The organism is Pseudoalteromonas neustonica (assembly GCF_001653135.1).
GTDB lineage: Bacteria > Pseudomonadota > Gammaproteobacteria > Enterobacterales > Alteromonadaceae > Pseudoalteromonas > Pseudoalteromonas neustonica.
This window is the reverse complement of the sequence record NZ_BDDS01000015.1, coordinates 1-13,327: the sequence shown is the minus strand read 5'-3', so window position 1 is coordinate 13,327 and position 13,327 is coordinate 1. Positions and strand designations below refer to the sequence as shown.

The 13,327-nt window shown below is 40.5% G+C and carries 13 protein-coding genes and 1 pseudogene; 12 read left to right on the top strand and 2 right to left on the bottom strand.

The window, feature by feature from the left end; genetic code table 11:
- Nucleotide 1 precedes the first annotated feature (1 nt).
- The gene (locus tag A7967_RS16675) at nucleotides 2-451 is read right to left on the bottom strand and encodes a hypothetical protein (RefSeq protein ID WP_054206286.1); all 450 of its coding nucleotides are present in this window, start codon (nucleotides 449-451) and stop codon (nucleotides 2-4) included.
- Between the two features lie 170 nt (nucleotides 452-621).
- A complete protein-coding gene (locus A7967_RS16670; protein WP_054206287.1) occupies nucleotides 622-1,569 on the bottom strand; it encodes a LysR family transcriptional regulator in 948 nt (315 codons plus the stop codon).
- Between the two features lie 104 nt (nucleotides 1,570-1,673).
- Between A7967_RS16670 and aceK the strand changes: the two genes are divergently transcribed.
- From aceK to A7967_RS16605, 12 genes and pseudogenes are all read left to right on the top strand, one after another.
- The gene (aceK, locus tag A7967_RS16665) at nucleotides 1,674-3,500 is read left to right on the top strand and encodes a bifunctional isocitrate dehydrogenase kinase/phosphatase (protein ID WP_054206273.1); all 1,827 of its coding nucleotides are present in this window, start codon (nucleotides 1,674-1,676) and stop codon (nucleotides 3,498-3,500) included.
- A gap of 303 nt (nucleotides 3,501-3,803) precedes the next feature.
- Nucleotides 3,804-4,196, top strand: coding sequence for a hypothetical protein (locus A7967_RS16660; protein ID WP_054206274.1), 393 nt, complete (start codon nucleotides 3,804-3,806; stop codon nucleotides 4,194-4,196).
- 14 nt (nucleotides 4,197-4,210) lie between these two features.
- Nucleotides 4,211-5,173, top strand: coding sequence for a zinc-binding dehydrogenase (locus A7967_RS16655; RefSeq protein WP_054206275.1), 963 nt, complete (start codon nucleotides 4,211-4,213; stop codon nucleotides 5,171-5,173).
- A gap of 62 nt (nucleotides 5,174-5,235) precedes the next feature.
- A complete protein-coding gene (locus A7967_RS16650; RefSeq protein WP_054206276.1) occupies nucleotides 5,236-5,490 on the top strand; it encodes a DUF2999 family protein in 255 nt (84 codons plus the stop codon).
- Nucleotides 5,491-5,688: 198 nt separating this feature from the next.
- A complete protein-coding gene (gene lepB, locus A7967_RS16645) occupies nucleotides 5,689-6,339 on the top strand; it encodes a signal peptidase I (protein ID WP_064435885.1) in 651 nt (216 codons plus the stop codon).
- A gap of 106 nt (nucleotides 6,340-6,445) precedes the next feature.
- A complete protein-coding gene (locus A7967_RS16640; protein WP_054206278.1) occupies nucleotides 6,446-7,348 on the top strand; it encodes a helix-turn-helix domain-containing protein in 903 nt (300 codons plus the stop codon).
- Nucleotides 7,349-7,437: 89 nt separating this feature from the next.
- Nucleotides 7,438-7,728 (top strand): putative quinol monooxygenase, encoded by a 291-nt coding sequence (locus A7967_RS16635; protein ID WP_054206279.1) that lies wholly within the window; start codon nucleotides 7,438-7,440, stop codon nucleotides 7,726-7,728.
- A 111-nt stretch (nucleotides 7,729-7,839) separates the two neighbouring features.
- The gene (locus A7967_RS16630) at nucleotides 7,840-8,058 is read left to right on the top strand and encodes a DUF6500 family protein (RefSeq protein WP_054206280.1); all 219 of its coding nucleotides are present in this window, start codon (nucleotides 7,840-7,842) and stop codon (nucleotides 8,056-8,058) included.
- A gap of 532 nt (nucleotides 8,059-8,590) precedes the next feature.
- Nucleotides 8,591-9,430 (top strand): tyrosine-type recombinase/integrase, encoded by an 840-nt coding sequence (locus A7967_RS16625; protein WP_054206281.1) that lies wholly within the window; start codon nucleotides 8,591-8,593, stop codon nucleotides 9,428-9,430.
- Nucleotide 9,431: 1 nt separating this feature from the next.
- A pseudogene (locus tag A7967_RS23725) lies at nucleotides 9,432-10,561 on the top strand (IS91 family transposase).
- A 344-nt stretch (nucleotides 10,562-10,905) separates the two neighbouring features.
- Nucleotides 10,906-11,262 (top strand): hypothetical protein, encoded by a 357-nt coding sequence (locus tag A7967_RS16610; RefSeq protein WP_054206282.1) that lies wholly within the window; start codon nucleotides 10,906-10,908, stop codon nucleotides 11,260-11,262.
- An 836-nt stretch (nucleotides 11,263-12,098) separates the two neighbouring features.
- The gene (locus tag A7967_RS16605) at nucleotides 12,099-12,935 is read left to right on the top strand and encodes a reverse transcriptase domain-containing protein (RefSeq protein ID WP_231659083.1); all 837 of its coding nucleotides are present in this window, start codon (nucleotides 12,099-12,101) and stop codon (nucleotides 12,933-12,935) included.
- Nucleotides 12,936-13,327 lie beyond the last annotated feature (392 nt).

Below are 13,327 nucleotides of genomic sequence, written 5' to 3'. Positions count from 1 at the left end.
CTTAGGCTGCATTGGCGTTACTAAGTTCTGCACGATACATACAAGGGCGGTTAACAAGGGTTGCAGCACGGTGATAAATAGCCTTTGCATCATGTTCATCGCTAGGTGTGCCGCTTAGAGTATCCATTAACGCAACCACAATGATTGCAGGCACCTGACAACAATATTCATCGAGTACCGCGGTTGTTGTTTGCGCATCAACATGACAATGAGGGTGATTATGTTCAACTTTGTACGCATGCAATAATGTTTGCACGTCTAAGCTATCACCTTCAAGGTGTTTGTTTTTACGGCATTGGCAACCAAACTCATCAACTAATGTGGCTAATGCCTGATACACATCGTCACAATTTATCGTCATTTTTTTACATAGCTGTTGCTCAATAAAAGCATGTAAATGACCATCGATGAATAATCCGTCTTGTTGGGTAAAGCTTGCTGTCGTTTGCATCATAATGTTGTCTCTTAATTTTAGTGGCTAACTCATTTGGTATGACTTCACTCTAGCCCTAAGAACACTATTTATGAAATTGTTGTTTTCAATAACTGATATTGATTTAATCAATATCGTGAATTGGATTGAATCGTAGCATAAGTATTTAAAGATTGGTTTGAACAATCTCAGCGATCCGCAATTGTTGCAGCAAAATTTTGTAATTCTCTGCGTAACCATTGATGCGGGCTTGCATGGTGCAGTAGTGGGCTCCAGATCATTTTTACCTCTATAGGCACTATTTGAAATGGTACAGGGCTGATCACTAAGTTAGTGTGTTTGGTTAGTAGCATTGCTTGTCGTCTTGGTAATGTTGCGATTAACTGGGGAGATTGACACAATAAACTTGCCACCATGTAATGACGGGTAAACACCCTAATATGGCGGGTCTGCTCTAATTGCCAGAGTGCTTCGTCTACCCAGCCTAATTTCTGGCTCCCTGATTTATTAGTAACCGCAGCTTCAGCCCCCCAGCCAGCACGATTAACCCAAATGTGTTCTGAGGCCAAATATTGGTTTAAATTGGGCTGCTGTAAAAAGGGGTTTGCAGGGTGCATTAAACAGCAATAATTATCCCGCCACACACTGGATTGATGAAAAGATCGCGGCAAACCATTAAAGCGATTAATCGCTAAATCAATAGTGCCTTTTTCCATATCTTGCAGGTTTACATCGCTAGGACTGAGTACATCAAAATTAAGCCCTGGGTGTTTATTAAGCTGTGCGGTTATAAATGGAGCGATTAAGGTTGATTCTAAATAGTCATTTGCCATCACTCTAAATGTCATGTGTGCAGTAGTAGGATCAAAAACATCACTGGGCTGAGTAATTGCCTCGGCCATTTTTAACAACGCCTCTATTTCTGGCTTTAAGCTTAAGGCTTTTGCAGTCGGAGTCATAGAGCCTGCTGCGCGAACAAGTAGCGGGTCGTCAAATAAATCACGTAAACGCTTGAGTGCATTACTCATTGCAGGCTGTGTTAACGCTAATTTATTTGCCGCCTTAGAGACATTTTGCTCATCTATGAGTACATTTAAGTACACCAGTAGGTTGAGATCGACATTTCTTATATTCATTTGATCAATCTTATTCATTCGCTGTATTAATTATCTAAATTAAAGCCTGCTTGCTAAGGTGTGTAAACCCATAAAATTACATAGCCACCATAAGTGATAAAAATATGCCCAAACAAAACACACAAACACTGTTAGCGGTTTCACCGAATGATGCCATAGAGCATGTTATTGCAACTAAACTAGCACGGGCTGTATTTGCTGGGTTTGAAGGCATGTTTGCTGCATTTTTAAATATTACCTTGGGTGCACAAAGTCGCTTTGAGCAACGACAATGGTTAGATGTGCAATCAGCAATGCGCGAACGTTTACAAGTGTATGAGCGCCAAGTTAAAAGCGTGAGTAATGCAGTGCGAATAATTGCTTTTAAAGAACTACATGACCCACGGCTATGGGAGCAAGCAAAACACATTTATGGAGAAATGGTCGAAAATCACGAAAACCAGCCCATTGCGCACACATTTTTTAATTCAACATTTGGCTCTATTTGGGACGATAAAAAAATACGCACTGTTCATTTGTTTGTCTTAAAAGCTAAGTACCGCGCTAAACCAAGACCATTTGATAATTTAGTGAGCCGAATTTCATTACAAAATGGCTTTACTCATGCTGTAGCACAACTAATTTATCGCCAAGCTTTTCGGGTTAAATTTACAGATTTAAACAAGGATGTTGATGCCTTACAGCGTACTTTAACACTAGGTGCAAAGCAGCAATGTCGCCAAGTATATGAATTGATGAATCTAAATGATGGTTTTATTGAATACGCTAATTCATTATTTTTTAGAAATAAAGCCTGTTATTTAATTGGCCGATGCATTGCTAAAAATGGCGATAATATGCCTTTTGCAGTGGCGATATTACATACTGAAAATGGCTTAAAGCTTGATGCTGTGATGATGGGGGCTGATCAACTCAGTTTACTGTTTGGCTTTGCACGTACTTATTTTATGGTTGATACAGATCAACCAGCCCGTTATGTAGATTACCTGTCAGTGTTAATGCCACATAAGCAACGATTTGAGTTATTTAATGCCATAGGTTTTATTAAGCACGCTAAAACTGAATTTTACCGTTACAAAGTAGACACGACTAAAAATAGCCCCACACACGATAAATACATTATTGCCCCAGGGACTCCAGGCATGGTGATGCTGGTATTTACGACACCGCACTCTGATTATGTTTACAAGGTGATCAAAGATAGATTTAGCGCACCCAAAACATCCACTAAAGCACAAGTAATGGCAAAATACGATTTTGTAAAACAAGCCGACAGAGTAGGGCGTTTAGTCGACACGCATGAGTTTCGCTATTTGGCATTTGATTTAAGCCGTTTTAGCGATGAACTGCTTGAGCAAATGCGCGCGAGTATTGGCAACAGCATGGCAATTTCAAATAAAGCGCTCGTGCTAAAACATGTGTACGTTGAGCGTAAAATGACCCCGCTTAATTTATACATTAATCAGTGTGACAACAAACAGCTTAGTAACGTAATGCACGATTACGGTAAAGCAATTAAAGATTTAGCTGAGGCTAATATTTTTCCTGGTGATATGCTGATGAAAAATTTTGGCGTGACACGTTGGGGCCGTGTGGTGTTTTATGATTACGATGAAATATGCCCATTAACAGATTGCGAATTTAGAGATTTACCAACGAGCCAAAATAGCTTTGATGAGATCAGTAGCGAAAGCTATTTTGATGTAGCCGAAAACGACGTATTTCCAAGTCAATTTAACGTTTTTTTTAGCGCAAACAAGCAGGCGTTTAGTTATTTTTGCCAGCAACATCACAATTTATTCAGCCCTGAATTTTGGCAGCAATGTCAAAACCAAATCAATGCAGGGCATCTGGCTGATGTGTACCCTTATAAACAAAGTTGGCGCTTTATACCCAAACCACCTCAAGATGCGAGTTGCAGTTGGAGTTAAAAGCGATTTAGACAAGGCATTGATTGCAAATAATGGTTGTTCCCTTGTTAAAATCAATGACACAGTATAAATCGCTTTTAAACCAACCCTTTGGGCGTTTCACAGGCGCTTACTCTCATCGTTGTTACTTCTTAAAAGGGACTGCCATTGTTGCAAAGTAACGCCTTGATATTAAGCCCCTGTGAAACGCTGAATCCTGCATCTTGAGGTGATTTGGGTATAGTAATACCACTATTAAAGTCTAATGAATGTTGGGTGCGAAAAAGGGTATATTACTCCTCAAAATAAAACCAAGGAAAGAGTATGAAATCTTTATTGTTAGCAAGTTTATTAATTGCTTCGCCAATAGCAGTGGCTAATCCACTATTGGGCAGCTGGGAGTTTGTGCAAGGCAAATACGCCGTTGAAGATGGGTTTGTGAGTGCTAAAGCACCAGAGCTGACCTCAGTAAAACTGATTACTGCAACGCATTTTAACTATATTACCCAAAAAAATGGCAAGTTCCACTATGCTGGTGGCGGGCAATACACTTTAAAAAATGAACAGTTTGTTGAGACGTTCGCATATGGCAATATCCCCTCATTACTTGGTAAAACAATGGCCTTTGATTATAAAATTGAAGGGAACTTGTGGCATCATTCTTTAACTGAAAATGGTAAGTTAATTGAAGCCGAAGTATGGCGTAAAATCGATTAATAAAGGGAACACCTATGCAATTTATTTCCCATCAACATGCGCAATTATCACTCAGCGAAACCGTTAAACCGCAATTAAAAGCGCACGAAGTATTGATCAAAGTGGCTGCGATAGGCGTTAATCGCGCCGATTGCATGCAGCGACAAGGTAAATACCCAGCTCCGCAAGGCGATAGCCCCATATTAGGGTTAGAATGTGCCGGCACAGTCATTGAACTTGGCGCAGATGCTGATAATAGCTGGCTTAATAAAGCGGTATTTACGTTGTGCGCTGGTGGCGCTTATAGTGAATATGTAGCAGTAGATGCAGCGCAATTAATGGTTTTACCGAGTGGTTTAACAATGGCGCAGGGTGCAGCCATTAGCGAAGTGTATTTAACGGCATTTGGTGCGCTTTTCCAACTAGGTAATTTGCAGCAAGGGCACACTGTGCTTATTCATGCTGGGGCCAGCGGTGTAGGTGGCGCCTGCATTCAAATGGCTAAACGCACCGGTGCAATTGTGGTTATCACCGCAGGGAGCGATGAAAAATGTCAGCACGGCAAAGCGCTCGGCGCGGACCATGCCATAAACTATAAAACAGATGACTTTGTTGATTATATGCAACAGCATAATTTAACAGCAAATGTGATTGTTGATCCGGTATCAGGGCGTTATTTAAATAAAAATGCAGCCATTGCCGCATTAGATTGCCAAATTGTGATGTTGGCATTTTTAGACGGGCGCTTTGCAGAAGTGGATTTTGCACGCTTATTACAAAAACGCATTTCATTGCATGCTTCAACACTTCGCAACCGCAGCCAAACCTTTAAACGTCAGCTGCGCGATGCGTTTGTAGCAAGGTTTTATGACGATATAGCCAATCAAACGTTTGATTTTAATATTTATAAAACCCTACCATGGCAAGACGCAGCAAAAGCGCATACCATACTTGAGCGAAACGAAAATGCAGGAAAGGTTGTATTACTCGTTGAGTAGTTTAAAAATTAAAGTTTGCCCATATAACTTAGGGTAACTGAAAAAGCAATCCAAGGCATACAATGAACCCAATTATAGCAACCCTAAAAGAACACAACGTAAGTGACGAAAAAGTACATGAACTTTTTCAAGCATTTACACAAAACCCTATGATGGCAATGGCGCTAGTGCAACAACTTGGTATACCGCCTGAAAAACTACAGCAATTAATGGCAGTCGTAATGACTCAACCACATTTAATTAAAGAAGCGGCTGATTCACTTGGCATTGATCAAGGCCAAGTTGAACAAGCAAAAGCACAGTTTAAAAATCAATAATAAAAAGCAATAAAATCACGTTAAGCCCTAAGTAATGTATAAAAGTAAAGCGCGCCAAGCGCGCTTTACTTTTATTTATCGTCCTATATTTTATCCTCTTTTGTATTCATAGTTTGTTACATTGTTTATTACATGTTTTATGAACCTAAGGTTATTTGCCAAGTCTATTATATAACCCACTTTTATGGATAATCTAACATGAAAAGCCTATATAAAATTTGGCGAAATAATCGCTCACTTATCGTCTTCATTTCGTTAATGTGTGTATTTAGGAGCGCAGTAGCTGATTGGTATGAAGTACCTACAGGTTCGATGAAACCAACAATTGTTGAAGGTGATAGAATCCTCACAGATAAAATGGCCTACGACTTAAGAGTTCCTTTTACAAAAATATCGCTTGCGAGAATATCTGAGCCAAGTGCGGGCGATATTATAGTATTTGATTCAGTGGCAGCTGATAATCGATTAATTAAGCGCGTTATAGGTGTACCTGGCGACACGGTTGCATTAGTTAATAATGAGCTAATTATTAACGGTAAAAAACTCAGTTATGACACCTCAACAGACAACACAACAAACCAAATAAGAATCGAAAACTTAAATGGCATTAAACACCTTGTAAAAGTTGATAAGCAGCGCTCCACCATACAAAGCTTTGCGCCAATCACAATCGCAGAAGACATGTATTTAGCAATGGGCGATAACCGAGACAACAGTGCAGATTCAAGAATGATAGGCTTAGTGCCACGTAAAGAGTTACTCGGCAAAGCGCAGCGGGTGATAGTGTCATTAAATTACGATAATTACTATATACCGCGTAAAGAACGAATATTAAAAGTGTTAGAGTAAAAAATTAATACTCAACTACACGTATTTACCATGCTCGGCCGGCGAATAAAATACAGTGCAGGATGTTAACAAAAGAACACTGATTGCACGTTTTTATAGGTGATAAATGAACAGCGTATTTGATCACAGTAAAAAAAATATATTAGTACTACCCCAGTCACTTTATACAATGACGGATGTTGTGCCGCTGCTACACACCGCAAATACAGGGATTTTTTATAAAAGCCTTCGCCATGATTTAGTAGATGTTGAATTTTATACGAATACACCGTGTTTGGTGTACATTGAAAGTGGGCAAGAAACCATTACAATATCTGAAAATAAAACACATGAGCTGCATGCTGGCAGTGCTGTATTTTTACCGCAAGGGCTTAACGTGCATTCAGATTATGTAAGAACAACCTCATCGTTAAAAGCGTACTTAACTTTTTTTGATGAGGATGTGATCAGCGAATTTTTAAGCACATACAAAGTAAATAAAAGTCAGCCGAGTACGACTGTCAGCGCTACGTCGTTGCTTAAAATTCAATGCGATGATTTAGTGAAAACCTATTTTGATTCAATTCAAAAATTGCATAAACGAACCTGTAATACAGCGCCTTTGTTAAAAGTTAAGCTTTTAGAGTTACTGCATTTATTAGCAATTTACGACAAAGCTATTTATCAAACGCTCGTACAATCAAAGCACACAACTTACCCACCGAAGCGTAATATCACGCGGCTGCTAAATAACCCTAATACCCTTAAGTTAACAATTAAAGATTTAGCTAATTTATCTGGTAAAAGTGTATCAACATTTACACGAGACTTTAAATCTCTTTACAGTGTTACGCCTAACCAGTGGCTACAAGAAAAACGCTTGGTTCGAGCCTACCAACTTTTACAAGAAACAGAGTTAACCGTCACACATATAGCAGCAGATTTAGGTTACGAAAACGTCTCCCATTTCATTAAATTGTTTAAAAAGAAGTACAACATAACGCCAAAACAATTTAAACAAAGTAATTGATTTAAAAACGTTACTTTTGATGGTTTTTGAGCAGTTATATTTTTTAGCGGTGATTAAATGCAACAACTCATTAATCACAGGAGAAAGGCATGAGTATAAGAGTAACGCTTAGTTGTTGTGTAAAATCAGGGCAACTCGAATTATTACTGCCATTTTTAGAAAAACACTTACCCGCAGTAAGGGCATTTAACGGCTGTTTAGATGTAACGATTTATTTTGATAAACCAAACTCAGAAATGTTGATAGAAGAGCAGTGGCTTAGTGTTAAACACCACCGTGCCTATATTGAGCATATCGATAATAATGGAGTGCTTGCTGAACTTGCATTATTTTTAGCATCAGCGCCGAGTATAAAATACTTTGAAAAAGCAGCTGTTTAGTTTATTTAACCACTTTAAACTATAACTACACACTTGTTAGCCATATGCATTACAGTTGCTTAAAGTTAAAAACGGTAATGCATTTTATTAAAGTAAGAGGCCCCGAATACAATGAATGCGCAACTTAGAGAAAAAATCATAACTGTATGTAATAAAAAAATCGCACAAAAAGGGCCCAATGTAGGGTTGTCATTTTATGCTTTTTTTGCAAATAAAAATGATGATCCGCAGTCGCTAATGGAAGCTGCAACGTGGTGGATACAAACCCATCAATTAGACCACTTTGTAAAAGCCCAAAAAATCAAAGAAATGATAGTAGAAGGCCTATAGCAATATCTGCTATTCATTTATTCTTATTAGCGGCGTCAATAAAAGCACGTTATGTCGCAGCAATTTTATGTAACGCTAAAGCTGAGCAGTTTTGAAAGTAACACTCTAAAGTAACACCTAAAGTCACGCTACTTTACGTCACTACAGTAAGCCTAACTTAAAACCACTTTTTCAAGCCAAAGGATTTTTACAGTATTTTAATCGTCAATGAAAGGTGATTTGAGAGTGTGAATCTCTAAAGTGAAATGCTGTGTATGTAGACAGTGTTTTATTTTTGTCCAATATTACTGATCTCTACCATTTTGGTGTATTTCTGCATTTCTAAAATATGAGGTAAAGTTAACTAATTGTTTACAGGTGTTTATTTGAGGGCTAAGATAAATGCATTGTAATATATGGACATTTGTCGGTTTATAAAACGACAAATGTCATAGATAAAATTGTTGAACAAAGCCGCTACGCGGAGCTAGCAACCTTCAGCATAATTGCCACACTTGTCATTGGGACTTCCCCCATTTACCGGAGAAAACCAATGACCCCATTAAGACAACGCGTCATAGACGAGATCCGTTTAAGAGGCTACTCACCACGTACCGAAGAATCTTATATAAATGCACTCGCTCAGTTAGCTAATTACTACGATAAATCGCCTGACTTAATTAATAAGGAAGAGCTTGAGGCGTATTTTAGGTATGTAAACCTAACACAGCACTTGTCGCGTGCAACGATTGCAGTAAAACTCAATGCCGTTAATTTTTTATATAAATATGTACTACAGCGCTCATTCAGCATTGATATTGTATTGCCTAAAAAAGCACACAAAATACCGATACTGCTAACACGGGATGAGGTTCATCGCCTGTTTTTAAATACGGTATCTGCACAACAAAAAGTCATGCTTTGTATTTGCTATGGCTGTGGACTCAGAATAAGTGAATTACTGAATTTACGGGTTGTTGATATTGAATTTAGCCAAGACTGCCTATGGGTTAGAGCAGGGAAAGGCAATAAAGACCGTCGTGTCATATTACCTAAAAGCGCAGCAAGGCGATTAAACGCTTATATAGCAGGCTTTTCCCTTGGCAGTATACTGTTTTGTACTAATTGGGATAAAGAAAAAGCGATAGATGCAAAAACGTTTAGTCGTGGATTAAAACGTGCGGTAGCGCGGGCTGACATTGCAAAAAATGTATCCGCGCATAGTTTGCGTCACGCTTATGCTACACATCAAATTGAAGCAGGTATGCCGCTTCACCAGTTACAAAAGCAGTTGGGACATACGAGTATTCGTACGACAGAGCGTTATTTACACTGGTTGCCAGAGATGGCACATAGTAGCCATGATTTAATGGCTGCGTGGGAGGAGGGTTAAGATGGCAACGACGCATCATGTTGCAGATATCTTAGCGCAACACCTCAGTAACTATAAAAAAGTCCATGCATTAACCTATCAACAACAGCGAGTGTGTCAGCACATAAAGGACTGTCGAACCGTAAAGTTAGGTGCTCAGCAATGGCAGTGTGATCGCTGCGAGCATAATAAAACAGTGTACTGCGCATGTAGAGATAGACACTGTCCGCAGTGCCAAGGGCATGTTAGCGAGCAATGGAGTGAACAACAAAGTAAAGATGTTATCAATGCGCCTTATTTTCATCTGGTATTTACACTCCCTCATGAACTAAATGGATTAGCAAGGCAATATCCGCGTGAGATTTACAGCTGTTTATTTCATGCTGTATGGCAAACCCTCAGTCAGTTTGCGCAGCGTAAAAACAGTTACAAGGCACGTTAGGAATGACTGCGGTGTTACATACATGGGGGCAAAGCCTTGCTCAACATATTCATTTGCACTGTTTAATTCCAGGTGGCGTATTAACATCGTCAGGTGAGTGGCGCGGTGTTAAAAAGCCGTATTTATTTGCAGTAAAAGCCTTAGCAACCGTGTTTAGAGCAAAAATGCTAGCAGCCATTAGGGCACATAAACTAACGCTAACGATACCTCAAAGCGAATTGCTCATGAAAAAATCATGGTGCGTACACAGCAAGGTGAATTTGACCGAGCCGAAAACGGTGTTGAAATACCTTGGGCGCTACACACGTAAAGGCATGTTGCATGAAGGACGACTCAAACAGGTAACAAAAGAAAGTGTCACGTTTAGCTATAAAGACTACCGAGACAGCAAAATAAAGCGAATGACATTAACGGGCATAGAATTTATCAGGCGCTATTTACTGCATGTGCTCCCAAGTGGGTTTATGCGAATACGACACTACGGTTTTTTAGCCAGTGCATGTAGAGCCAAAAAGCGGGATATTATCAGCGCACAAATAGGTAAGTATGAGGCTGTAAATCAAGGAAAGTCAGATACACCAGTGCCGGTTAGCGTTAATTGGCCGTGTCCATCATGTAAGCAAGGGCGGCTGATACTGAAAAGCCTCTGTATAAAGGATGCAAAAATAGACGGCCTAGCGACGGGAAGCATCATAATGAATAGTGGTTAATAGTAAGTCGAACCGTTAAAAATAACTCGTTAACTAAGTTGGTGTAACAGAGGATCAGCTTAGATGTGGTGCTGCCTAAAATAAGCAAAAAAGATAACAGCAGGCAGAAACGATATAAAAAAGCGTAAAAATGAAATAAATAAACAGTAATTAACACGTCTAGTGGTAAAAGGGTGTCCAATAAAACTGCAATCAACGACTTCCCTAAAAAAGAGAATTCCTATAGCATTAAGCATACCAATAAAAATGTTGAGTGAGGAGTATGCTTCGTTCAACAAGGTATTTATACGATACAAACAACGTAACGTATAAATACTAAGACGTTATGTTTCTAGGAGGACTGAATGAGTATCGAAGTTAAATCGATAGATGAACTAAAATCAGCGATTGACTCTGGAGCTGTCGAAATAGTCAGTTACGACAAAAATGTTGTCAAAAAATTAAAGGCTGTAAAACTTGCGAAGTCATGGGGGCCAGTTGCTGTAGCAGGAATAATTGCTGCGGTTCCTTTAGTTCTCACTACTGGACCTATTGGCGCTGGTTTGGTTGCGGCCGTAGCACCTTCGGCTGGAGTTGCTACTTCCACAATTGTTGCGCTTATTGTAGCTATTGGAGGTGTTATCGCAATTAGCTTATTTACCGACTGGGATTATGTTGAACTCCCAGGTGGAATTAAAATGAAGCATAAACAGAAAACATAACAAATTGCTGCAAGGGACAAAACTACGCTCCGTCAATTTGTGGTTCGCTGCGATCACATTGCCACAAATTGTCTCCACTCCGTTTTGCCCCTGAGCAAGGCGTTGTGGCTGTAGAATTACTCTTTTTTAAGAAAAACAGCCAGTTTTATGGGTTCCAAATGCATTACCTAATGCTTTAAAGACGCTTAGAGTTAATTACAGGAGCTCGTTTTTTAATTGAATTTGGCTGTTAGAGTTATTCTACAGCCTCGTTAGTGCGTCAAGCGAAGCTTGATGCATCTTGCAGGGTGCAAGTCCCTGTCGGGTAAGGTTTAACTCACCACCCGTATCGAGTGTTGCGCCTATGGCGGAGCTGTTTTTTTTTTCAGCGAACAAGATAGGTGAAGCGTACACAGAGAATTAAGTAGGCCATAGGGGATGCGTGCCGAAACGTCGGACCGCCCTAAAGTGCTGAGATCGCTCCGATAAATACAGTCTGACTGACGAGGTTTATTCTTGTCATTAAGAAAGTGCCACTGAAGTCCAAGCAAAGCAACCGTAATGAGTGAGGTTGTGGCGAGTCAGCGGAGTTATTAAGCCGTGGCATGTTTAAAGAGATGCATCAGCTTTTATTGGCTGATGGCTCTTTGAGAGAGCCAAGGGCGTTCCGCAAGGAAGCGGTAGGGAAGCTAAGCCAAAAGCAAGGCCAACGATGACCCTTTGGCAGTCAGATTAACCCATAGTAGTCCGAGGCGGAAAGCCGATCACATGGCGAAGGGGTTAACAGTACTTCTTATAAATAAAGAGTCACGTGTTTAGCAGACACATAGGCCGGACAATGTAGGGCTGGACTCACTATGACAACCGAACTAAACGCGATCACATTTAAATCACAGCGCCACCCCAAACACAGGTTTCAGAACTTATATGGATTACTAAGGGAAGATTGCCTGTATCAAAGTTGGGGTCAGCTCAATAAACAAGCCGCCGCCGGTATCGATGGCATTACCATGCCCGCTTATCAGCAGCAACTTGTTGGCAACATAACTCGATTGAGCGATGCCCTTAGGCATAAGCGCTTTCGTGCCAATGACATCAAACGTGTCTTTATTCCCAAAGCAAATGGCAAACAGAGACCGTTGGGCCTGCCCACGGTGGATGATAAATTGGTGCAACAAGGCGTGAGTCAGATATTGCAAAGTATCTGGGAAGCGGACTTTCTACCCAATAGCTATGGCTACCGACCGAATAAAAGCGCCCATCAAGCGGTGCACAGTTTAGCGTTGAATCTTCAGTTTAAAGGATACGGTTACATTGTGGAGGCCGATATCAAAGGCTTCTTCAACAACCTTGACCACGACTGGCTGATGAAGATGCTCAAACAACGCATTGATGACAACGCCATGCTGAGCTTAATCAGCCAATGGCTTAAAGCTCGCATAAAATCACCTGAAGGGGGTTTTGAATACCCGAAAAGTGGTACGCCGCAAGGGGGCATCATTAGCCCAGTACTGGCGAACATCTACCTGCATTACGCACTCGATATATGGTTCGAAAAGAAAGTAAAACCGCGAATGCGTGGCCGCGCGATGCTCATCCGGTACGCCGATGATTTTGTGTGCGCGTTTCAATACGCCAACGATGCGGAGCGATTTTATGAGGTACTGCCAAAACGACTCAAGACTTTTATTTAAACATAAGCAACCTAGAAGTAGCAGAAGAGAAAACGTCACTGCTGCGCTTCAGTCGATTTCGCCCGAGTCGAAAGCGGCAATTTGTGTTTCTTGGCTTTGCCTTTTACTGGGCAAAAGATGCACAGGGAAAACCTCGACTTAGGCGGCGCACAGGGGCTGAAAAGCACCGCGCCAGCATGAGCGAGTTTTACCAATACATCAAAGCCAAACGGTCAACCAAGCTCAACATGTGGATGCCCCAACTGAAACGCAAACTGATGGGATACCGAAATTACTTTGGCCTGCCAGACAATAGCCGTAGCCTAGATAGACTGTACAGCTATGTGCTGCACAGCTTATATAAATGGCTGAATAGGCGAAGTGGAAGGCGCAGTTATAATTGGAGTAATTTC

Coding starts and splice junctions, on each gene's coding strand:
- A7967_RS16675 (WP_054206286.1), bottom strand. CDS start 451: ATGCAAACGACAGCAAGCTTTACCCAACAAGACGGATTATTCATCGAT.
- A7967_RS16655 (WP_054206275.1), top strand. CDS start 4,211: ATGCAATTTATTTCCCATCAACATGCGCAATTATCACTCAGCGAAACC.
- A7967_RS16640 (WP_054206278.1), top strand. CDS start 6,446: ATGAACAGCGTATTTGATCACAGTAAAAAAAATATATTAGTACTACCC.
- A7967_RS16610 (WP_054206282.1), top strand. CDS start 10,906: ATGAGTATCGAAGTTAAATCGATAGATGAACTAAAATCAGCGATTGAC.
- lepB (WP_064435885.1), top strand. CDS start 5,689: ATGAAAAGCCTATATAAAATTTGGCGAAATAATCGCTCACTTATCGTC.
- A7967_RS16630 (WP_054206280.1), top strand. CDS start 7,840: ATGAATGCGCAACTTAGAGAAAAAATCATAACTGTATGTAATAAAAAA.
- A7967_RS16625 (WP_054206281.1), top strand. CDS start 8,591: ATGACCCCATTAAGACAACGCGTCATAGACGAGATCCGTTTAAGAGGC.
- A7967_RS16635 (WP_054206279.1), top strand. CDS start 7,438: ATGAGTATAAGAGTAACGCTTAGTTGTTGTGTAAAATCAGGGCAACTC.
- aceK (WP_054206273.1), top strand. CDS start 1,674: ATGCCCAAACAAAACACACAAACACTGTTAGCGGTTTCACCGAATGAT.
- A7967_RS16670 (WP_054206287.1), bottom strand. CDS start 1,569: ATGAATATAAGAAATGTCGATCTCAACCTACTGGTGTACTTAAATGTA.
- A7967_RS16650 (WP_054206276.1), top strand. CDS start 5,236: ATGAACCCAATTATAGCAACCCTAAAAGAACACAACGTAAGTGACGAA.
- A7967_RS16605 (WP_231659083.1), top strand. CDS start 12,099: ATGACAACCGAACTAAACGCGATCACATTTAAATCACAGCGCCACCCC.
- A7967_RS16660 (WP_054206274.1), top strand. CDS start 3,804: ATGAAATCTTTATTGTTAGCAAGTTTATTAATTGCTTCGCCAATAGCA.